Below are 20,424 nucleotides of genomic sequence, written 5' to 3'. Positions count from 1 at the left end.
TAAAAACGTGACCACCCAAGCGGTCTTGGGCGGTTGGGGTGCAGGGATTTGACCCTCCCCCACCCATGCATCAGCGATGACCAAAGCCTCCGTCTTCTTTGGCTGTCTTCTGGTCGTGATGCGTTTTGCATAGCGGCTGCCAGTTCGAGCGGGACCAGAACAACTTCTGATCGCCCTTGTGCGGCGTGATGTGGTCAACCACCGTGGCGGCAACCACATAGCCTTGCGCCTGGCATTGGCAACATAACGGATGTTCCCGAAGGAACACGGCGCGGGCCTTCTGCCACTTGGAACCATAGCCACGCTTGGCCGCGGTTCCGCGCCGTTCGTCCTGTCGCTTGCGGTGTTCGGCCTGATGCTTCTCGCAGTATCGCTCCCTGGTCAGCGTGCCGCACCGGGCGACAGCGCATGGCTTTGTCGGCAGGTTCGGCATCACATCACCACCAAAAGACTGCGGCGGCACCCGTGAGGGTAACCGCCGCGAGTGCAGCTCGAAAGCTGAGGGAGGAAACGTCCAAGAAACTCAGCAAGCATCATCAACCGCTGGGAGACAAGAACAACCATGAAACGAAAAACGCCCGCCGCTGGTGAGCGGCAGGCGCAGTTCTGTTTATGAGCCTGTTTAGGTATCCAGAAACCGCAAAACAAGTCAACAAGCTTTTTGAACTTTTTTGCGCGCATTCCATGGAGAGCGCGGAATTCTGGGCATTTCGATGGTAATGCCCATGCTGTCGGATGCCTGCAACCTCTTGCACAAAGCAGCCAGAAGATCCCAGACCAGCAGATAAACCAGCCTCGACTCTTCCACCTGACGACGGGTAAGCGATGCGTCATTGGTCCAGCCACCGGGCATCCAGTCTGGCATGTCACCTGACCGTGCCGCCATGATCATCTCGACAACGGGATGACCAGGCAATCTGGCAAGGCAGCGCTGCATTTGCACCGGCACATTGGCGCCGACCTCTGCGGCCAGCTCACCCTTGCGCCACTGGGCAAACAACAGCTCGACCCCTTGCCAGATCAGTTCAGCATCCGGGTCAAGGTCTGCACCAGAACCGCGCGATACATCCACCGTGACACCAAGCTGGGCCATCTCGATGCCTTTGCCCGTAATGCTGCCCTTGAATGCACCAGCCTTGCAAAAATGGCTGGCGTTAAAAACTTGATCCGCCTTCTGGTCACGCACAGCCCATTGCAACGCGGACCAGATATCCATCACATCCTGCTTAACCATCGCCTCACCCTTTCCTGATCAGGACCACCAGCCCGCCACGCCGTTCCAGCAGTTATCCAGCCATGCCTCGGCATTCGGAGACAACTCACCAACCGCATCGCAAAGCACCTGCATTCGGTTGAAACTGCCAACCGCTTTCATCTGGTAAGCGATGGCGATCACCGAAACCTTCGCCGCCGTCTCAACCGGTGCCCTTCCCGCGTCCTCAGCAAGCCGGTCCGCAGCCCCAGCGTGACGGCCCGACAACGTCAAACCGTCAGAAAGCGAGGCAGCATCACCAGAGCGCAGCTTGGCACGTTCCTCAGCAACCAGATCAAATAGCCGCGCAACGTCTTTGGCGATCTCTGCCGTACTCATTCCAGAAACATCAAGGTACATCACGCACTTCCTTTCGCTGACTTGTGAACACACGGAACCAATGAAAATCGATCAACCATCAGACAACCAAACCTCTCACCCCGAATGCCCTCTTTTGATCACAGGGGGCGGCTCTCAATAGAGCCCCTTGTATAGATAGAATATCTATAGGGACTTCCCGCCCGCAGACTGCCCGCAATAAAATCAATGACTTAGCAAGGTACTTACCGCACTTTTGGGGCCACTGAAAATAAACACGCCGAAAGCTCCAATTCCTCCTTTATTATCAGTGCGTTAAGTGCGGGATGTGTTATTTTTGCAACCGCACTTTGACAAAATGCAATTATTGAATGATTTCAACATGTTGCGACAACACTTCCCGCACAATCAAACCCCACTTTTCCCTGAAAACACGGGTGACAATCGTTTACTTTCAATATGTTACGATAGCACTTCCCGCACTTCCCGCACTTTTCACCAAATCGCCCAGAATGCACTATCGTTTAATATCAATGACTTACGATAGCACTTCCCGCAACCTTAATCGCCGGGTATCAGGGCATTTTCAGACCGCACAATCGCCTTCTGCGCGTGCCTGTCCTCGCCCTTTACCGTGCGCACAACGATGGTGCCTTCGGCAAAAAGATCCTCCATGGCGCGGGCCAATTTCTGGAACGATATGCCCTCACCCGCTGGCATTGCCTTGAACATTTTCGGGGCATATCTGGGGCTGTTTTTCCCGTCTGTCGGGTACCGGCCTTGTTCATTTGCCGCATCAAGACAGACCATAAAGATATCCTTGACCACCTGGCGCTGGCGCGCCTTGCCCGCTTCATCAAGGAAGCCGCCACCATGCTCGCCATCGGGCAGCAAAACACCATTGCCAAACCGCAGACGGTATTCGACATTGTTGGGCCCATAGTTGGACTTAACAATTTTGAGCAACCTGACATCAGGGTCAACTTCGCCCTCGGTTTCCTTGGGCATCTGCATATAAAGCATCTGACGCGCACGGTTGCGAAACGCGGTCGAACCAGATGTTCCGGTGCCGCTATCAAGTCCAGACGCCGACGGGTGCCACAGCACAACGATCGCGCATTCCGCCTCAAGCGCCAACCTCTGCAAACAGTCCATAAACGCCGTTGAATCTGTACGGCTAAGCTCGTTACCACCAAAGAAGTTATACATGCTGTCGATCACAACCAACCGCACGCCAAGATCGATGACCGCCTGATTTAAAAGACAGTAAAACGGACTTTCCTGCCAACCTTCCTGATCCCGAAACAGAAACGGCTGCGCGTTCATGGTCTTGTCCCACAGGATCAATTCAGATTCATAATCCGCCGGCTCAAGGCCGTAATGTGTGTTCACCCGTTCCAATCGGCGATGCATTTCATCCCGATCATCCTCAGCACTCAGATAAAGCGCACGACACCGCTCAACATCCGCATCAAGCCACTTTTGCCCAGCAGCCGCAGCGGTGACAAGCTGCATTGACAGGATCGATTTGCCGATCGCACCATTGCCCGAAAACAGCGTCACAGCACTATCAGGGATAAGATCGGGGACAATCCATTTACGCGGTTTTGGCGTCTTCCCCTGCAACGAACTGGCATAGAACATGCCGTCTTGCCGGGCACGAGTTTCCACGTCCTGAGCAACGCGCCCCTTGGGGATCGCAGGCGTTCGGCCAGCTTCATCGTTGGCCGCACGCATCTTTCGCACCTGATTAAGCGGAACACTATTGTTGCTCACGCTGCCCCCAGTTTTTCTTGTGTTATGTGAATTTCAGGAACGCGAGAAGACCGAAAAAGGCGGTCAACACGTTCCCCGATTTCAAGCGTATCGCAGATGATTTTGCGCGGGCCGATCAACGGAAACGATGTCATTTCCGACCAATCGACGATCACACACCCAACCTGCTTGCCAACAAGATAGGCAATCGGATCGGCATAGATGCGCAGATCAACCTCAAAATGCCGGGCATATTCCGGGGCCTCCGGGTTGATCATTCGGCACCCGTTTCGGGCCCACATCTCCGACGGATTGCGTGGGTTGCATGCAATCAAATCGCCGATATCAAACACCTGAACATCCCACGGATCCGGCAACGGCAGCTCTGGCAGAACGATCATGGCTTGCCCACCAGTTTCAGCAGCATCCCAGCCATCATTGTCATTAGCGGCCACCCGCAAAGCCCCATAGCGCGAAGCACCGCCATAGAGCCATTCAGGGTCCACACCCTGACCGATCAGCCAGCCATCCTGCGCTGCCGTCGTCCGGGCGACAGCCTCAGAAAACAGATCAAAGCTCGACATGATGCCACCCGCTTAGCTGGATTGTGAACCATCACCAAGGATCGCAGCCTTGATCGCCGCAGCATCGACAGCGGGCGGGCAGACGGGCCCATCATGGCCCTTGCAGCTTTCCGCATCTAACCAACTGTATTCATTGCCAGATGACAGCCTGATGATCAGGGTTCTGCCCCGCAAACGGCACGACAGAACACCAGTCGCCTTGCGCGTTTTCCGGGTCGTAACTCGACCAGCCTTCCTGCGACTTGTAGAAATTGGCGACATCTGCATTCCAGTATCCCTCGACCCACCCGAAATCGGATGTTTCTATCAGGATCCGGCTGCCATCACGGGGTGCATCTTTCATCGATCGGCCAACCGTCAGGCCATCGATCACCGAACATGCCCGCAAAAAGACCTTTGTGTAGCGCACAGAGCCTTTGAGATAGCCGGTCTGATCGGCGATATAGGCCGCAAGCGCGTCGTTGCTTTGCATCACTCCGACCCTCCGCTATCCGTTCCCGGCCCGTCCTTTAGAAAGCCGGACAGCTCGATATTGAAGTCACAGAATGGGTCGGGCGCTGGACTGTTGCGCATCGCCAGGTGCTTGAGGATTACGCAGCACGCGTCGCTGACATCCGGGTCGGAGGCATCGACCATCAGATCCGCAATCTGGCGGTGCAACGGCGGCGTGTCCTGAATGGCTTTGGTTTGGCGTCTTGCCACGGGCCGTCTCGACATCACGCACCGCCTTTCACAGCATTATCAAGATCGATCCAGACGCTTGCGCCGACGGCAACGGTGCCATCCGGATCCGCGCGGTCGCGCAGATCCTTGTGGACGGCTTCGAGAACGGCGCGCAGGCTGTCGGTTTCCGCCCTTGCTTTGACGCACATTTCGATCAGTTCTTCGTTCTCGTGATGAATCGATCTGACCCGCTGGTCCGACTGATGTAGCGCCTCCTGCATCGCCTCAAGCTCTGCGACAAGGGCCAGAACATCCCGCCAGTAAAGATCAACGCGCGTAACACCATCTACTTCGCCAGTCGACCCAAGCCAGACGTTGTTGAGCAAGCCATCCAGATCACGGAACTGGGCTATTTTCTCGAAAGCTTTCATCGTACATCACCCTCCCAAACAACACGGCCAAGCACGGCCCCGACGGGGATGTGCCAATGCACCCCCGAGTCAAAAATCATGCACCGGTCGAACCACGATTTGAGCGGCGGTTCATCCAGCACGGTGACAACTTTCGGAAATTCACCATCTTCGACCTGCAGCACCACGGCCCGGTCGCCACGGCTCAGGCGATAATCGCACGTATCGACAATCACCATCCGGTTGCCGATGCGAAACACCGCATGCCCGTCCATCAGGCGCGGCATCGGATCGTCGGGCTTGGTCAATGGCGGCATCCTGCGCGGGCTTTGCGCCGCGATCATCGGGCCGATCTTGTCCATGATCAGCGTGACCACATCGCCCACCACCTGCTGGCGCAAGGCGGTCAGATCCGGCAGCGCCTCACCATCCGGGGAAGACTGGGCCGCCGGGGCCGCTTGTGCCTCAAGCACATCAAGCACCCAGCGCCGGAACGCCTTGGCCCGGTCCGTCTTCGCCAGCATGGCGATCAACTGCGCCCCGCGTGGGCTAAAGACGCGAACCGCGGCTGGTTGGATTTGACCCCTCAAGCCCAATTTGGTCTTAAGGGCCATTCCATCGGTGAATTCGTCTTTATACCGGTTGAACAGCTTGGAAATCTTGCTGGCATCGGAATACCCCAAAGCCCGCGCAATGTCCGGCCCGGTCAGCCACGGCACCCCGTCGCGGTCGATGATCGATAGTTCGGTATCTTGGAAAGTGAGCTTTTCGGGCAGATTCCGCCCATGGTCATGATTAGGCATGACAGCCTCCGTTTGAACTGGGTTAACCAACCACCGGAGACGCCAATCCCTGGTGGCCGGACGCGCAGGATTGGCGTTACCACCAAACGGAGTGGCGGGCCGCAAGGCCCTCCCACGCGCCCGACCATAGGAAAACCGCGCAAAAGGACTTTTGGCGCGGTTCGGACGCCGTTTGACAGACAGGACGCCAATCCCGGCCACGGATTTTGCCGTGACTGCCCGCACCTGTGGCGCGGATGAAGGGACTATACGCCCGCCTGTCGTTCGCGTCAATATTGCAGATACTGGACGCCCGGATTGAGCGTACAGGGTCGCCACCACATCAGATTGACGATCCGGGCAACTACGAACGCAGTTATACGTGCTGCGCTCCACACCCGGACGGTCAATTTGACCGTCTCGAAACCCGCAGAAAACCGCACCCGCCGCCCACACCCCAATTTTGGGCGTACGGGCAACTACGCAGGCCGCGCCAGCACCCTCAAAATGGGGGTGCTGGCCGATATTGGAGGACGCAAAGGCCATCATTTCGCACCCTTGTCGACAAGGCGTAGCACGTTCTGACCACCGGTCTGTCGGTCAAGGCGGTCCTTGAGCGGCCCCCAGCCGCCCTTGGCCAGCCATTCGTTGATCGCCTCTCGCGGGAACAGCTTGCGGCCATAGACATCACGATGGACGGTAAAGCGCGTGCTGCACTCGCAATAACGGGTCAGGGCATTGCTGACAGCCTGCACAAAGCCGCGCGGACGTTTGGCAACCCCGCGCTCGACGGCGACCTGCAAGGCCGGAATGGCGGTGACAGCCCCCATGCGGGGATCACGCGCAAGGCGATCCTCGATCATGCCGTCAAGCCGGTCGTCAAGCGCCTTGATGATGACTTTCTTAAAGATGCCGCCAATCACCCGTTCGACATCCGGCGAAAGGCCGGTGACCAGCCCGTCAAGATCATCCCGCAGGATGGCTGGTTGTGCTGCGACACCATGCGACCAATAGGCCGACAAGGCTCGGTAGCATTCGCGCTGGAACATGATGACGCGTGTGCGCAAGCTCGACCGGACCCGTGACGCATCGATCTTGAACAGCCAGCCTTGCAGCATATCAAGCGGCAGAGCGGACATTTCACGCAACCGGCCATCCTCGGCAACCGTTCGTGTCACACGAACGGTTGATGACAGAACGGGATCACGCTTGACCTTTTCGAACTGACCATTCCAGGCAATCCCGATCGCTTCGCACACACTGCGCAGGGCGACATAAGGCGTACCATCGACCTCAAAAGTCGCGATCTGAGAACCATGGAAGTCCAGCGAAATCACTTCGTTGCTGGACAGATTGTCGTTCATTGCGGTATTCTGAGCACTCATTGCAAACGTCCTTTCATCTGTTGCAATACCGCCCCGGCCCGCATAGCCGGGGCATTCCTTTTCAAGGCAGCGTTATCGCCGCCAAATCATCATCCAGAAGATAAAAAGCGCCATCGGAACTGGCATCACCGCCCCACCACAAGACCGGTTTTGACACCATCAATGGTGTGCGACGTGGTTTTGATGCGGATCGGCTCGATCGGCACCGGGCCGGAGCCATAGGGGTCGATGATGTTGTCATCGTCGCCAGGGATATCGACCGACACCGTCAAATTGAGAATCCCGAAGTCGGCAGCCTTGACCCGCACATCATCGACCGGGGCAAACAACTGGCGTGAGCCGCCGGTTTTCTTGCACCGAATGGTGGCGACATGCCGCACACCGCCCGTAACAACAAGATGATCGACGGCCTTCCAGAAGTTTTCCATGTCGGCCTTATCGTCATCAGATACCTGTTCGAAAACATCCCAATTCATGCCGCACCCCGCTGTGGTTCGGTATCGTTGGCGGCCAGGCGGGTGACGTGGTCGGTATCGTCTGACATATCCATGACCGTAATACCGCGCTTGCGGGCATAGGCCAGTTCGGCCTGCGCGCCGTCTGATTGCTGCCAGCCCTTGAGCAGGCACAGCGCATTGGCATGGCGGACCATGGCAAGGCAGATATCCATATAGGCTTCCTCATTCATGCCCGCTGGCACGGCATGCGGATTGAGCACGATGTAGCCCTTGGCGGTCAGGTATTTCGCCATGGCATCAAAGGCCGGTTTGTTGCCCGCCGGCATGCCGGTGATCGGACCTGCGATATAGATGATGGTCATTGGGCTTCCTCCGCCTCTTTGGCCTTGGCAGCCTTACGGTCAAGGCGTTCGATCTCGGCAACGATCAGGGCACCGGCCTTGACCAGATCACGGCGGCGGTCGGTGGGCTTTAGCCAATCGACGTGCCACGGCCAATTTGCACGGTCCGTGTAAGGGACACCGCTGGACCCAAACGAGTCCATTACCGACCTTTCCGGCCCATCAGGCCAACCACCAAGCAACGCATAAACACTGGCAGCACGAGCCATCTCACCATCGTCATGCGTGTCATCATGCTCTGGCGTCCAGCCCTCCACCAATTGCTGGCGGGCGCGTTCGAGTTCGATATCAAGCAGGGCCTGATTTGGGCAAAGCGGGGTTGATTTGGTCATCACGCAGCCTTTCCGATTGCAGCACGCGCGGCTTTGGCACCGGCGCACGGGGTTTTGGGGTTGATCACGCGGTAGTCGGGCAGCTTGCGCGCGGTGCCTTCGCCGTCGAACCAGGCGCATTTGGTGCGGCCATGTTCGACCCAGGACACCAGCCAGCCGGTTTCACCATTGAGGTCCGCCGCACTCGGCGATTTCATCACCGGGTTGCCGCCAAAGCTTTCGCCCGATCCGCGCACCGGCTGATGGAGCACCAGCACCGGCAAATCATAATTGACGACCTCGTAACTGCGGCGAATGGCAAAGCCGCCAAGATCAAGATCATTGATGATCTGGCGCGCGGTATCGTCGCAGCCGAGATTGTCATTTGCCGCATCGCGCAGCGTGGTCAGGATGGTTTTGAAGGATGCCTCGCTCATGCCACACCGCCTTGCATGCTGCTGCGGCTGGCGTTGTCGTTGGCACCGGTGATATAGGCCGACTGGAACTTGGCACCCGGGTAATCGATGCGATGATCAAGCAGCCCGGCGCGTTCAAGCACCGCATTGGCGATATCGACGGCCTGACAGACCATCACCGGGCGGTCATTGATCACGATGACGTGGCGGCCATTGCCGACATAATGGACACGCCGGTCGATCGCCACCCGGATCACCGCAATCGCCCGCCCGCGCGGACCATCAATGGTGTTGGTATTGGCTGCCGCAATCAGCGCATCACGCAGTTCTGCAGAGATTTCAGGCTTGGTCATGTCACTCACCCTTCATGGCATGATGGAATCGGATCAAGCAATTTGCAGATTTTGCAATTTGCCATAAGGCGGAAGAACCGGGCGCTGCAGAGTGCGGACAACACGGTTAAAGGAGCAAACCGCCCGGCCTTCCTGTTGCCTTAAGCCCGCCCCGGTCTTCAAACCGGGGTCGGGCTTCTCTGGCATATCAAGGCGTTTTGCCGTGCCACCAAACAGGCCCCTTAGGTCTGCGGTGAAGGCTTGAGGAACCCGCTGGCGGGTCAGATCCGGCGGCTTGTTCACCGTCCGGGGCGAAGGCGATCACCGACCGTTGCATCAGGCGGGCGATCACCATCAGAATCAGGGCAATTACAATCACATCGTTCCGCCCTTTCGTTTGCTCGTATCGGCTTCAAACTCAGCCGGTGCCGCCCAGTGCGGCTTTTTCACCCGAAAACCCCGACCCTGCCTTCAAGCGGGGTAACGGGGTTTAAAGGTCTGGTCGCGGCCCCCGAAGGCTTAGGGAGGAGAGGCCCACCGGATGACGGGGTTTTGCGAAACTCAGGGCACTCGCCGTCTGATCCCTGTCTGCCCTATCGGTTCACACCGCCCCGGCAGCCGGGGTATCGAACAAATCCGCATCAATCGGGTTGTCGTTCTGGTAATTGATGACCCGCGCACCGGGGGCCGGTTGAAACAAATCAAGGTTGTCCATCTGCGGTTTGGGCAGCAGGTCGTGCAGGGTTTCATCCCGCGACCAGTCGCGATGCCAGCCAAACCAGGCGCATTCCATTGTCGGGCGATCAAGGCCAAGGAAATCAGGCCGCCAAAGCAGCTCGCACTTCCATTTCGGACGATGGCGGCGATACAGCCCTTGGCGCGATGCCGCATGCCAATAGGTCGATTTCAGCAACAGCCAAAGCTCCTCGACCTGCATCCGCATCGCATGTTCGATAAAGCAGGCAGGCAGGTCTTTGTCATAGGGCGGGTTGGTGATCAGGACCGATGCCTTGGGCCGCATCACCGACAGGAAATCCACCCCGCCAGCGCCATAGCCGCGATCGATCAGATCAGTACCGATCACCTTGCAGCCATGGGCCTCCATCACACGGGCCGGAACGCCATCACCACACGACATATCCCAGATGCGCTTGCCTGCCAGATGCGGAAAGCGACGGAACAGGGCTTCGAACACTTCGGGCGGGGTCGGGTAGAAATCATCGGCCTGTCGGGTGCGGTCGCCCTCGGCAACCTCGCGCCGACCGCCCGACATCATGGCCCCAAGACCGGTCTGGACTTTGGCAAGGGCGGTCATTCCTCTACCCCCCGATAATCCGGCAGCCACAGAAACAGGCCGCAGGCCTTGAGCCGCGCGATGACCTTGGGCAGCATCTTGTGCGCCGAGGGTTCGATGGCGGCGAACTGATCGCCATGCAGGGCGCGGATATGGTCAAAGACCTCTGCCGCCGCGCGTTCGAAATCGGTGGTGAACATCGCCTGGGCGGCATATCGATCCACCCAGAGCATCAAAAGGAAGATCACGGCAAACACCTTGAGGCTGTGCCAGCCGCCATCATCGCCAACCTGCCGGTCAAGCAGCACGGCCAGAACGCTATCGGCCCCGTGGTCCATCTCGCGGCGGAAATCATGGAACTGCGACGGGGTCATCAACCCGGCATAACAATCCATATCGGCGCGAAAGGCGCGCGCCAGCCGATCGTTATCGCCATCCCCGGCAAAATCGGGCGAGACATAAACCGCCCAGAACAGGCGCGGGAAAATCGCGGCCTCGGCCACATCGATTTCATGGACCTTGCGCGGGCGGATGACCTCGACCGCGACAGGCCGCGACCGGCCATGCGATAAACGCTGGCGCACATCAGCCATGGTCAGCGTGCCACGCGGCAGGAAATCATTGGCCGGGGTCGGAACTTCGCGCGGGGCCGGATCAGCCAAGGGGATGAAGTGCTTGGCGGTGCTCATAGCGATTCCCCCGCCGCCCGCAGGGCCTTGGCAAAATCCATGGTTTCCTTGGCAGCCGGATTGATCTTCACAACGTCGTCCATCGCCTGGTCATCCATCACCATGATCGATTGATAGATTTCCTCGCCACTGACATTGACGTTCGGATCAAACCTTGCCGCCTCGATCAGCGACTTGCGCAGGAAATCATTGCCTGCCTTGATCAGGTCTTTAAGCGCCGGGTTGCTCATTGCGCACCTGCCCGTTTGGGAAGTGCGGCCACATTGCCCTTGCCGGTGCTGCCCGATTTGCCGGGCGCATCATGGCCATGCAGAACCTTGTCGAGGCGGTCGCGCATCTGGCGGGCCCAGCGCATCTGCTCTGCCTTTTCCATATGGTCGACCCGGCCATCTTCCATGTGGCGGATGAACATCTCGGTACAGCTTGCCGCCGCGTGGGCGACTTCCTGAAAACTGATTTCCTCTGGCGACATTTCCTTGGCACCGCCGATCCCGATCAGCGAAAGCAACCGGTTGGAAAAGCTGACCGGCAGGACCGCCATGACCGCAAACAAATCAGCACCGCGCGGAACCGTTTCTCCATCGCGCCAGGCTTCGACCGTGCGAACTTTGTTTTCCTTGCCGATGGCGCGTGCCACCTCGGCCAAGGTCATTGCCTTGCCTTCGCTTTGATAGGTGCCGACATGGTCGTGAAAGGCCGATGTAAACACCGCCTGAAACAACTCGGCACCCGGCGCATCAAAACGATGGGCATTTCTGGTCGCATTCGACATAAACTTTTACCTCGATCCATGAGATGGTGTGAAAGTCAGGGATGCGGAAACACCCGCCGCACCCGGCATTTGGTCAAAGCCCGAACCTGTCAGGCCGCCTCGGTCTGGTCTTCACCCCGATCAACCGGGGTGGCCTGCGGTTCCGATGACGTTTCAGTGTCATCATTGGCGTTGGCCATGAATTCCGGGGGGATGACCTGCTCGAACTTGCGGATGGTATTCGCGGTCGGGTTCCAGTCGGTCGTGTCAATATTGCGGATTGCTGCTTCATTGACCCCGGCCAGACAGGCGAACCGGTAACGCGCCAGATTGTACTGGCGGCGATAAGCCCGAATGCGGTTCAGATTTGCATCAATGGACATTTGTAAGTGCCTTTTTCTCTGATGATGCTCGAAGCATATTCGGCATTTATTACTACTGTCAACGATAATTCGTACTATTTGCCGATAAACTTCTGAACAACCAAAGAGCACAATGCCGAAAAACAACAACAGGACATTGGAGCAGGATGAAATGACAGACCCGATAGAGGACCAACGCCAGAGCTTTAACCAGTGGCTTGATCAGACAGGGCAAAGCGTTCTTGCCGTTGCCAAAAAGGCCGGCATCAATGAATCTGCCCTGCGACATTACAAAAACGGCAAGACCCGTGATCTGCGGATGGAGAACAAACTCAAGATTGCGGAAACGCAACGCGTCCGCCTGACCGAAATCTTTGGCGAATCAGCAAAGCAGTTTACAAGCCCGCCCCCGGCAAGCCTTGCGGCATCAACAGGCGTACCATCGGCTGAACCACCCTTGTTTCGGGACACGGTCCCGGTCGTGGGACGAGCCCAGAATGGGCGCATCATTGCGACCATGTACCCGATTGCCCATGTCGAGGCCCCGCAGAACCTTACGCTTTCAGGGAACGTTTATGCCGTCCGGGTCGCCAACACCCTGAACATGCCCCGGCTTCGGATGCGCGAAACTGTGATCTGTTCGCCTGATGACCCCGTGGCACCGGGCGAAGACGCCGCCATTCACGACATAGAAGGCGAGATCCATCTGATGCGATGCCTTGAGAACGATCAGAACCACGGGTTCACCGGCACGATGTATGGTGACGAGTCCAAAAAAATCACCATCCAGCCCGACCGGATCGTCAATGTCGCCCGCATCGTCGCGATCTATCCGGCGTAAAAGGTGGGAAACACCCACTATTTACAGCACCGAGTCTCAAAGAGCATTCCCCCACTGAAGGATAGGAAGACGCAATAAACTACGATTGCAACGTCACCGGTTCGGCATTTGATCCGAATTAATCGTTGACAAGTACGAACATTAACGACACCCTTGCGGCATCCTCAACCGCAAAAGGGTGTTTTGCGATGAATGCACATCTGAATTCCGTGAACGACAATGCTGTGACCACGCTTGATTATAACGGCGCGGTCATCCGTATTGATGATGACAAGCTGAACCTGACCGATATGTGGCGGGCGGCTGGCAGCCCAGAGAACCGGGAGCCTTACAATTGGGCACGCAAGGAAGGCACCGCCTTTATTGACGCATTCGCCATGAATCTAAACCTGCCTGACAGTCAGGTTTTAACTTCAACACGTGGCAAGAATGGCGGCACGACCGCCCACTGGCAGATCGGCTTGGCCTATGCCAAGTACCTGTCGCCTGAATTTCATATCTGGTGCAACACGGTTGTCCGTGAACGCATGGAAGGCGGACCCGTGCCGACCGACATGCACCGTCACCTGAATGATCCGGGTGCGCTGCGCGGATTGCTTCTGACCTATACCGAAAAGGTGCTGGCACTCGAAAGCCAGCTTGAGGAAGCACAGCCCAAGCTTGATGGCTTTGACCGCATCGCACAGGCCGATGGCACCATGTGCATCACCAATGCAGCCAAGGTCTTGCAGATGCGGCCCAAGGATTTGTTTGCATGGCTGGCGCAGAACGGCTGGACATACAAGCGCACCGGCTCCGCCACGTGGCTCGGCTATCAGTCGAAAACCGCGCAGGGGCTGCTTGAACACAAGACAACCACCGTCTGGCGCGCCGATGGCTCCGAAAAGGTTACAGAGCAGGTGCGCGTTACCGCCAAGGGCCTGACCCGCCTTGCCACCCTGATCAAACCCGCATTGAAAGCAGTGTCATGACCACGGACACCCGCAAGGAAATCATGGCCCGAATGCTCGACATTGCCGAGAAGGCCATAGAAGCCGGTGGCAGTTACGAAACCGCCATTCGCGAACACTTCCCTGACGTTCCGGACGAAGTCCTGACAGAGGTCTGGATAGAGATCGAGGACAACAAGACGGAACGCTGGTGGCAGAAAATGGAACGACGGGTCGCCAGCAACCTGATTGAGTTTCCACACCCCAAGGAAGATGGAACGAAACGATGACCACTCCACAGAAACAAGCCGACTTCATTCCGGCCAACCGCCGCATCAGCGTATGCGCAAAGCGGTTCTATGCTGCACTGCAATTCATCAGCCACGAGGAAACCCGCTATTACCTCAATGGTGTATTCATCGAACCGCACAAGGATGGCGGGGTTATCATGGCCGCGAGCGACGGGCACACGCTCGCCGCAGTACGCGACAACTCTGCACACATCGCAGGCGAAAGCGGTTGGATATGTTCCGTGCCGAAAGGCCCGTTCATCGCTGCATTAAAGCGCAAATCTGCAGGAACTTTGCATTTCGTCGGCAACAGCGTCTATCTGACCGACGCCGTTCTTGGGCAGGATGCAACCGATCCGGCATTCGATCCGACACTAATTACCGCGCAACACAACGCCATCGCTTACGCAAAACCGGTTGATGGCACGTTCCCTGATTGGCGGCGGCTTATTCCCAGCCCGCAAGCCGAGGCCAGCACCCGGATTGTGTTGGATGGCAAACACTTCAACAAGTTCAATAAAGCAATCTCTGCCTTGGCGGATGACGGAACGCCAGAACTCAGCATCGCAATGCCCCGCGACATGCTATCACCCATCGTAATTCAGTCAGGTCGCGCCAAGGACTTTTTTGGCCTTGTGATGCCAATGCGGGAACATACCAAAGCGGAGGCAGATCCGGCATGGCTCAAACTGCCCGCCAAGCAGGAACGCAAACCGGCACCGGCCAACGATGCCAAACCCGCCAAGGCAGGGAAGAACCGCCCGGCACTCGGGCTGAAAACAAAGCCCGTCGAGAAACCGGACGCCGCCTGATGCCGCGCCCGTCATCCATTTTACTGTTTGGCTGCGCTGCCCTGATGGCCCTTGTGCTCGGGCAGCAGGCCGCCATCAGCCTGCAAGGAAAAGACCCATGGAACCGACCAACATCAAGCATATCCGGATCGGCAGTCGTCCTGTCATCGAGATCAAGGCAACCCGCCCCGCCAACGATATCCACGGCGGCCCGATCAAACTCCACATCCCCAAGGATGTACTGGATGATCACGCCAAGCGCCACGCCGCAGGACTAGCCACCGAATGCATTGCCCTGCCCGCCGCCAATGAGGCCATCAATGTCTTGATCGGCCCCAATTGCGGGCAGCGCGAAGACCTTCTGGGCACCATCAAACCGGCCCGCTGCACCTTGGCCCTTGATGCCAAGCGCATCCTGGTCAAGTTCGCCTATGGCGAGGGTGAGCCAGGCACCAGCGCCGCATGGGTCACCCTCTCCCAACTCACCTTCCCCAACCGCAACGCCGATTGCGAGGTGATGTGATGGACTTCCCAACCAAAGCAATCAGCATCCGCCAGCCGTGGTGCCATCACATCCTTTTTGATGGCAAGGATATCGAAAACCGCGACTGGCAAACAACCTATCGCGGCCCGGTCCTGATCCATGCATCAGCATCCTTCGACGGTTATGCAGATGAACGCCGGGCATTTACCGCCAAGCATCCGGAAAGCCATCTCGGCGGCATCGTCGGGATGGTCGAAATCACCGACTGTGTCAGCAGCAGCGACAGCGAATGGTTCTATGGCCGGTTCGGGTTCGTGCTGCGCAACCCCGTCCCGCTTGATTTCATCCCCTGCAAGGGCGCACTCGGCTTCTTTACGCCGGTCTTTAATCGTTCCCTTTTGAAAGCGCGGAAGGAAGCAGCATGACCCAGCCAACCTTTGACAGCCCGGTTGCCGCAAACCTCGACGTCGGTGCCTACGCGAAACCGCCGGAATGGATCAAGGGCGGCAGCTATTGCCACAGCGAAGACTCAAAGATGGCGGGCCGCACGTCCATAACGATTGAGATTGGCGGGGCAGTTTACCAATGCGCCGATCCGAACTGGTTTCGTCACCTGATTGATCAGGCCAACGCCGCCCTGACCAGCGCCGGATACCCGCCCCACGTCACCGCCGCCAACGACACCGAAGGCGACGAAAGCAAACAGGAAGGATCAGCGGCATGAACGAGAAAATTCTTTACAGCAGCCCCGAAGCTGCCGAACGCAAAGAGGTCACCGGCTGGGTTAGTGCTGATGGCCGTTTCTATGGCGATAACGAGCATTTGGCCCGCTGGGCTGGATGCACGCACATTCTTTGCCGGGAATGCGGCAAACACGAACACGAAAAAAGCTGGACGTGCTGCGAAACATGCCGCGACAAACACGTGATAGAGCGATACAACGCCAAGCCTTTTAAGGCATGGGATGGCGAACGGCTCTTTAGCTACAGCCACGAACGGTATTTCTTCGATGAACAGGAACTTATCGATTTCGCGCTTGAGCATAATGTGTTGCCCGGTGAAATGCGTCTGGCGATCTGCGAACCCGACATCCTGAAGATGGTTGACTTTGACGATATCTTGGTCGATCGACTGCCCGAGGATCTATATCTGAGCGACATAGCCCCAGAACTGGCAGAAGCCGTCGCAAAGGTGAATGATATCATCCAACAAACCAAGCCCGTCTTGGCATGGAATCCCGGCAAATACCGGACCACCGTCACCGCCGCTGCCCTGATTGCAGCCAAGACCGCCAACCGAAAGGACACGGCGGCATGACACACTTGACCGCGCAGAAAGATGGGCGTAGAATCCCGGCTGTCATGGACGCATCCATGACCGGGATTGGCCTCCCGTCCTACACGAAGGCGCTCGAACCGCGCCCAACCTGTTGCTGCGCGGTTTTCTTATGGTCGGGCGTATGGGGGCACCTTCGGGTGCGCCGTTACCTTCGTGGCGGTAAGGCCAACCCTGTACGTCCGATCACCAGAGATTGGCCTCTCAGTGATCGGGTTAACCGATACACGAAGGGGACCGCAATGAGCGTACCAACCAACAGCCGGACTCTGTCCGCAGCCGACCTTGATTCCACCGATACCAAAGACCCCCGCATTCAGGACATTCGCATTGGCGAACGGCTTGGCATGCGCCGACCGCGTGATATCAGACAACTGATTGATCGCAATCGGGCCGAACTGGAAAGCTATGGATCACTCGCGGTGCGGCACCGCAAACCGCAGAATGCAAGGGGTGGCGGTCGGCCTGCCGACGAATATTGGCTGAATGAAGCACAGGCATTATTGATCTGCACCTTTGCCCGCACCGATCGGGCGGCAGAGGTCCGGCGCGAATTGATCATGGTGTTTCTGGCATGGCGGCGCGGCAGCTTGCCAACCCGCCTGCCACGCTGGCACCCCAGCCGGGCGGACATGCGCGACATCAATTCGCGCGCCAGTCAAATCTTGCAAACCCGGTTTTCTGCGGTGCGCGATGCGCTGCTGGCCCAGATCAAGCAGGACCGCGCCGCCGGGCATGTGCGCCCGCTGTCGGATTACAGCGTCGAACCAACCGCACTGATCGCCGCCAATGATCCGGGGATGCCCGACCTTGACGATGGTCAGGCGCTTTTCATGATTGATGGCAGGCCCGTGCGGGTTGATTTCACCGCGCCCTATGCCGTGCCAAATGCCGATGTCATCGCGATCCCGGTGGCCGATGGCACCGGCCCGGAACGCTTCACCATCGAAGGCGACGTGCCCGCCCCAAGCTGGTTTGATCGCTGCCACCTTGCAAAGCCGCGCAATTCACGCGACCTTATACGACCGGTCGTTGTTGTGATCGGCACTATTGTCAAGGAAGGTTGCGATGAAAAAACGCAGATGGATGACGGGGATGGCGTTGATCATCGGGGGTTTGACCATGACGGGATGTGAAAGCCAGGACCGCTATGCGCACACGCGCTTCACCCCGATCAGCGACACAGAATTCGTCTATGACGCGCTTGTGATCGCGGGGTATTCCGATGCCGACCGGGAACGGTGGCTGAATGAAGAAGTCGCAAAATACGGGATGTGCCCGAACGGCTTTGAAGTGATCGACAAACGCGAAGTCAAGGTATCCGGATTTCTGGACGCCAGCAAACGCGAGGTCACCCGAGGCCGATGTTTAACGGAGGGATAGAATGCCGAAAAAGGCCACTGTCACCCAGGCAGAGGTCACCCGCATCATCAAGGCCGCCAATGCGTGCGGCCTTGATGTCTGCGAAATCGTTGTGACTGCTGATGGTGTGCGCCTGATTTACAACAAAGTTGACCGGCCTGTGGTCAACGATAACATTGTCGGCCCGAAACAATGGGACTGACAGGCGACAGCATGAAGATCAATTATCCGGGGCTCTGGAAGGAAACCCTGCCCAGCGGTCAGGTGCGCTATCGCGTGCGCGTGCAAGGCAACAAGTCGCGCAAGATCCGCCTGCATGTCACCCCGGACAATCCCCGCTTTGACGAACATTACCGCGCGGCCCGCGCCGGCATTCAGCTTGAACCGGAATCAGATCCGATTGACGCCACCGTGCGCGGGTCACTCGATTGGCTGGTGATCAGTTTTCTGAATGCGCTTGAACAGGATGTTGCCAGCGGTCAGGCATCGATCCTGACACTGAAACAAAAGCGCGGGCTTTTGATGCAACTGTGTGACTTGCGCGATGATGATGGCGACCGGTACGGCCAGTATGACATGGCAATCCCGCAAGGCCGCCTGATCCTGATCCGCGATCAGATGCGCACCACCCCGGCCAAGGCCAACAACATGATGAAAGCCGTGCGGGTGATGTACAAATGGGCCGCAGATCGCGGCATTTTGTCGATCAACCCCGGCACCGGGCTTGCCCCATTGCGCGAAAAGGCGATTGGCGCTGTGCCCTGGACAGTGGAAGACCTGCGCAAATACCGCGCGGCCCACCCGCCAGGCACCGAGGCGCATCTATGCCTGACCCTGTTTATGTTTACCGCGTGCCGCATCAGTGATGCCGTGCGCCTTGGCCGTGGCAATGAATTTGAACGCGGCGGGATTACCGGCATCGGCTGGCAACCACAAAAGAAAAACGCGCGATATGTCGAAATACCGATGCTGCCGCCGTTGCTTAAGGCCACCCGCGCAAGCACGGTACAGGGCGCGACCTATCTTCTGACCGAACATGGCAAACCGTATCGATCGCCGGAAGGATTGCGCAACCGCCTGCGCAAATGGTGCGAATCTGCCGGACTTGAAAACCGTTCAAGCCACGGCATCAGGAAGGCCGCCGGCTCATTGCTGGCAGAGGAAGGATGTACGGTATACGAGGTCATGAGCATCCACGGCCACGCCAGCCCGAAGACCAGCGAAATCTATACACGCGGCGCAGAACGCTGGAAACTCGCCCAGACAGCAACTGCCCGCCTTGCGGCCATGGAATGGTAAAAGTGCCCCACGCCGGTTTCAGACGTGGGGCACTTTTATCATAAGCCATTGATTTAACAGCTTATTATAAGAAGGGTGGTAGCCGAGGAGGGACTTGAACCCCCGACACGCGGATTATGATTCCGCTGCTCTAACCAGCTGAGCTACTCGGCCACAAGGAATTTTGTGGTGTTCCGGTGCGCTTGGAACGAGGCGGTTTTTAAGTCAGGGAGCCGTCCCCGTCAAGCGCCTTTTTGACGATTTTGTCAAAAAACCTTCCCGCAAAACTTCTGGCAAAACTTCTGGCAAAACCAACGGGCGAGGAACATGCGCCCTCGCCCGTCCTGTTCGATAATCGGGCAATCCCGATCAGGCGGCACTTGCGGTGTTGCCAATCAGCTCTTCACGCGTGATCCAGCCACCGCCAAGCACGCGTTCGCCCTGATAGAACACACCGGCCTGCCCCGGTGCAATACCGAACTGGGCATCGTGCAGTTCAATGCGGGCCTCGCCGGATGCCTCGGGGTACACGGTTGCCGTGGTCGGCTGCATGGCCGAGCGCAGTTTGACTTCGACCTCGACCCCGTTTTCATCAATCTGATCGCCGTCAAGCCAGTTAAGTTCGCGGACATAGACCAGTTTCTTGGCTAGGGCCGCCTTCGGCCCGACAATGACCTGACGCTTTTCGGGCGAGAGTTTGACGACATAAAGCGGCTCTGCCGTGCCGCCGATATTAAGGCCACGCCGCTGCCCGACCGTGTAATGGATCAGGCCGCGATGATCGCCGAGCACATTGCCATCAAGATCAACGATCTCGCCCGGCTCGCCTGCCTCGGGACGCAGCTTTTCGACCAGACGGGCATATTTGCCATCCGGGACAAAGCATATGTCCTGACTATCGGGCTTGTCAGCCACTTCAAGGCCGAACTTGGCGGCAAGCGCACGGGTTTC

Annotated in this window: 33 protein-coding genes and 1 tRNA gene; 12 read left to right on the top strand and 22 right to left on the bottom strand. The window is 57.8% G+C overall.

Annotated features, from left to right (window positions below):
• Positions 1 to 70: 70 nt before the first annotated feature.
• The 20 genes from B3Z49_RS03145 to B3Z49_RS03050 form a co-directional block, all read right to left on the bottom strand.
• Positions 71 to 433 carry an HNH endonuclease signature motif containing protein gene (locus B3Z49_RS03145; RefSeq protein WP_296988177.1) on the bottom strand — a complete coding sequence of 121 codons (363 nt, stop codon included), beginning with the start codon at positions 431 to 433 and terminating at the stop codon, positions 71 to 73.
• Between the two features lie 216 nt (positions 434 to 649).
• Positions 650 to 1,234: a hypothetical protein gene (locus tag B3Z49_RS03140; RefSeq protein WP_296988176.1), complete on the bottom strand. Its 585-nt coding sequence runs from the start codon at positions 1,232 to 1,234 to the stop codon at positions 650 to 652.
• A gap of 18 nt (positions 1,235 to 1,252) precedes the next feature.
• Positions 1,253 to 1,612 (bottom strand): hypothetical protein, encoded by a 360-nt coding sequence (locus B3Z49_RS03135; protein ID WP_296988175.1) that lies wholly within the window; start codon positions 1,610 to 1,612, stop codon positions 1,253 to 1,255.
• Between the two features lie 519 nt (positions 1,613 to 2,131).
• Entirely contained in the window at positions 2,132 to 3,346 is a 1,215-nt protein-coding gene (locus tag B3Z49_RS03130; RefSeq protein WP_296988174.1) for an AAA family ATPase, read from the bottom strand.
• Positions 3,343 to 3,909 (bottom strand): hypothetical protein, encoded by a 567-nt coding sequence (locus tag B3Z49_RS03125; protein WP_296988173.1) that lies wholly within the window; start codon positions 3,907 to 3,909, stop codon positions 3,343 to 3,345. Before B3Z49_RS03125 ends, B3Z49_RS03130 begins: the two co-directional genes overlap by 4 nt.
• A 130-nt stretch (positions 3,910 to 4,039) precedes the next feature.
• On the bottom strand, positions 4,040 to 4,381 hold the full coding sequence (locus B3Z49_RS03120) for a hypothetical protein (RefSeq protein ID WP_296988172.1): 342 nt from the start codon (positions 4,379 to 4,381) through the stop codon (positions 4,040 to 4,042).
• Positions 4,381 to 4,626: a hypothetical protein gene (locus B3Z49_RS03115; RefSeq protein WP_296988171.1), complete on the bottom strand. Its 246-nt coding sequence runs from the start codon at positions 4,624 to 4,626 to the stop codon at positions 4,381 to 4,383. The genes B3Z49_RS03120 and B3Z49_RS03115 overlap by 1 nt, the downstream gene beginning before the upstream one ends.
• Entirely contained in the window at positions 4,626 to 5,003 is a 378-nt protein-coding gene (locus B3Z49_RS03110) for a hypothetical protein (protein WP_296988170.1), read from the bottom strand. Before B3Z49_RS03110 ends, B3Z49_RS03115 begins: the two co-directional genes overlap by 1 nt.
• Positions 5,000 to 6,313 carry a BRO-N domain-containing protein gene (locus B3Z49_RS03105; RefSeq protein ID WP_296988169.1) on the bottom strand — a complete coding sequence of 438 codons (1,314 nt, stop codon included), beginning with the start codon at positions 6,311 to 6,313 and terminating at the stop codon, positions 5,000 to 5,002. Before B3Z49_RS03105 ends, B3Z49_RS03110 begins: the two co-directional genes overlap by 4 nt.
• Positions 6,310 to 7,149 (bottom strand): phage antirepressor N-terminal domain-containing protein, encoded by an 840-nt coding sequence (locus tag B3Z49_RS03100; protein WP_296988168.1) that lies wholly within the window; start codon positions 7,147 to 7,149, stop codon positions 6,310 to 6,312. Before B3Z49_RS03100 ends, B3Z49_RS03105 begins: the two co-directional genes overlap by 4 nt.
• A gap of 125 nt (positions 7,150 to 7,274) precedes the next feature.
• Complete coding sequence (locus B3Z49_RS03095) at positions 7,275 to 7,625, bottom strand: hypothetical protein (RefSeq protein WP_296988167.1); 351 nt, start codon at positions 7,623 to 7,625, stop codon at positions 7,275 to 7,277.
• Entirely contained in the window at positions 7,622 to 7,969 is a 348-nt protein-coding gene (locus B3Z49_RS03090; RefSeq protein ID WP_296988166.1) for a DUF4406 domain-containing protein, read from the bottom strand. The genes B3Z49_RS03095 and B3Z49_RS03090 overlap by 4 nt, the downstream gene beginning before the upstream one ends.
• The gene (locus tag B3Z49_RS03085; protein WP_296988165.1) at positions 7,966 to 8,340 is read right to left on the bottom strand and encodes a hypothetical protein; all 375 of its coding nucleotides are present in this window, start codon (positions 8,338 to 8,340) and stop codon (positions 7,966 to 7,968) included. The genes B3Z49_RS03090 and B3Z49_RS03085 overlap by 4 nt, the downstream gene beginning before the upstream one ends.
• Positions 8,340 to 8,756, bottom strand: a complete 417-nt coding sequence (locus tag B3Z49_RS03080; protein ID WP_296988164.1) for a hypothetical protein — start codon at positions 8,754 to 8,756, stop codon at positions 8,340 to 8,342. Before B3Z49_RS03080 ends, B3Z49_RS03085 begins: the two co-directional genes overlap by 1 nt.
• Entirely contained in the window at positions 8,753 to 9,088 is a 336-nt protein-coding gene (locus tag B3Z49_RS03075; protein WP_296988162.1) for a hypothetical protein, read from the bottom strand. Before B3Z49_RS03075 ends, B3Z49_RS03080 begins: the two co-directional genes overlap by 4 nt.
• A gap of 580 nt (positions 9,089 to 9,668) precedes the next feature.
• Entirely contained in the window at positions 9,669 to 10,382 is a 714-nt protein-coding gene (locus tag B3Z49_RS03070; protein ID WP_296988161.1) for a hypothetical protein, read from the bottom strand.
• A complete protein-coding gene (locus tag B3Z49_RS03065) occupies positions 10,379 to 11,050 on the bottom strand; it encodes a hypothetical protein (protein ID WP_296988160.1) in 672 nt (223 codons plus the stop codon). The genes B3Z49_RS03070 and B3Z49_RS03065 overlap by 4 nt, the downstream gene beginning before the upstream one ends.
• Positions 11,047 to 11,280, bottom strand: coding sequence for a hypothetical protein (locus B3Z49_RS03060; protein WP_296988159.1), 234 nt, complete (start codon positions 11,278 to 11,280; stop codon positions 11,047 to 11,049). Before B3Z49_RS03060 ends, B3Z49_RS03065 begins: the two co-directional genes overlap by 4 nt.
• Positions 11,277 to 11,822, bottom strand: coding sequence for a hypothetical protein (locus B3Z49_RS03055; RefSeq protein ID WP_296988156.1), 546 nt, complete (start codon positions 11,820 to 11,822; stop codon positions 11,277 to 11,279). The genes B3Z49_RS03060 and B3Z49_RS03055 overlap by 4 nt, the downstream gene beginning before the upstream one ends.
• 89 nt (positions 11,823 to 11,911) lie before the next feature.
• Positions 11,912 to 12,184: a helix-turn-helix domain-containing protein gene (locus tag B3Z49_RS03050; RefSeq protein WP_296988154.1), complete on the bottom strand. Its 273-nt coding sequence runs from the start codon at positions 12,182 to 12,184 to the stop codon at positions 11,912 to 11,914.
• Between the two features lie 151 nt (positions 12,185 to 12,335).
• Here B3Z49_RS03050 and B3Z49_RS03045 point away from each other — a divergent pair, with 151 nt between their 5' ends.
• From B3Z49_RS03045 to B3Z49_RS02990, 12 genes are all read left to right on the top strand, one after another.
• Entirely contained in the window at positions 12,336 to 13,004 is a 669-nt protein-coding gene (locus tag B3Z49_RS03045; RefSeq protein ID WP_296988152.1) for a helix-turn-helix domain-containing protein, read from the top strand.
• A gap of 188 nt (positions 13,005 to 13,192) precedes the next feature.
• Complete coding sequence (locus B3Z49_RS03040; RefSeq protein WP_296988151.1) at positions 13,193 to 13,975, top strand: phage antirepressor KilAC domain-containing protein; 783 nt, start codon at positions 13,193 to 13,195, stop codon at positions 13,973 to 13,975.
• Entirely contained in the window at positions 13,972 to 14,223 is a 252-nt protein-coding gene (locus tag B3Z49_RS03035) for a hypothetical protein (RefSeq protein WP_296988150.1), read from the top strand. The genes B3Z49_RS03040 and B3Z49_RS03035 overlap by 4 nt, the downstream gene beginning before the upstream one ends.
• Positions 14,220 to 15,035, top strand: a complete 816-nt coding sequence (locus tag B3Z49_RS03030; protein ID WP_296988149.1) for a hypothetical protein — start codon at positions 14,220 to 14,222, stop codon at positions 15,033 to 15,035. Before B3Z49_RS03035 ends, B3Z49_RS03030 begins: the two co-directional genes overlap by 4 nt.
• A 97-nt stretch (positions 15,036 to 15,132) precedes the next feature.
• Entirely contained in the window at positions 15,133 to 15,537 is a 405-nt protein-coding gene (locus tag B3Z49_RS03025) for a hypothetical protein (RefSeq protein ID WP_296988148.1), read from the top strand.
• Positions 15,537 to 15,923, top strand: a complete 387-nt coding sequence (locus B3Z49_RS03020; RefSeq protein WP_296988146.1) for an ASCH domain-containing protein — start codon at positions 15,537 to 15,539, stop codon at positions 15,921 to 15,923. Before B3Z49_RS03025 ends, B3Z49_RS03020 begins: the two co-directional genes overlap by 1 nt.
• The gene (locus B3Z49_RS03015) at positions 15,920 to 16,222 is read left to right on the top strand and encodes a hypothetical protein (RefSeq protein ID WP_296988145.1); all 303 of its coding nucleotides are present in this window, start codon (positions 15,920 to 15,922) and stop codon (positions 16,220 to 16,222) included. Before B3Z49_RS03020 ends, B3Z49_RS03015 begins: the two co-directional genes overlap by 4 nt.
• A complete protein-coding gene (locus B3Z49_RS03010; RefSeq protein WP_296988143.1) occupies positions 16,219 to 16,815 on the top strand; it encodes a hypothetical protein in 597 nt (198 codons plus the stop codon). Before B3Z49_RS03015 ends, B3Z49_RS03010 begins: the two co-directional genes overlap by 4 nt.
• Before the next feature lie 260 nt (positions 16,816 to 17,075).
• A complete protein-coding gene (locus B3Z49_RS03005; RefSeq protein ID WP_296988141.1) occupies positions 17,076 to 17,969 on the top strand; it encodes a hypothetical protein in 894 nt (297 codons plus the stop codon).
• Positions 17,956 to 18,216 carry a hypothetical protein gene (locus B3Z49_RS03000; protein WP_296988140.1) on the top strand — a complete coding sequence of 87 codons (261 nt, stop codon included), beginning with the start codon at positions 17,956 to 17,958 and terminating at the stop codon, positions 18,214 to 18,216. Before B3Z49_RS03005 ends, B3Z49_RS03000 begins: the two co-directional genes overlap by 14 nt.
• A gap of 1 nt (position 18,217) precedes the next feature.
• Positions 18,218 to 18,397, top strand: a complete 180-nt coding sequence (locus tag B3Z49_RS02995) for a hypothetical protein (protein ID WP_296988139.1) — start codon at positions 18,218 to 18,220, stop codon at positions 18,395 to 18,397.
• Between the two features lie 11 nt (positions 18,398 to 18,408).
• On the top strand, positions 18,409 to 19,494 hold the full coding sequence (locus tag B3Z49_RS02990) for a tyrosine-type recombinase/integrase (protein ID WP_296988138.1): 1,086 nt from the start codon (positions 18,409 to 18,411) through the stop codon (positions 19,492 to 19,494).
• A 76-nt stretch (positions 19,495 to 19,570) separates the two neighbouring features.
• Here B3Z49_RS02990 and B3Z49_RS02985 read toward each other — a convergent pair.
• Positions 19,571 to 19,647, bottom strand: a tRNA-Met gene (locus B3Z49_RS02985).
• 195 nt (positions 19,648 to 19,842) lie between these two features.
• A partial coding sequence (locus B3Z49_RS02980; RefSeq protein WP_349676360.1) for a tRNA methyl transferase PRC-barrel domain-containing protein occupies positions 19,843 to 20,424 on the bottom strand: 582 nt, incomplete at its 5' end.

This window comes from Thalassospira sp. UBA1131 (assembly GCF_002311515.1).
In the GTDB taxonomy this organism is placed as follows: Bacteria; Pseudomonadota; Alphaproteobacteria; order Rhodospirillales; family Thalassospiraceae; genus Thalassospira.
The sequence above is the reverse complement of the archived record's forward strand: the minus strand, read 5'-3'. Positions and strand labels throughout refer to the sequence as shown.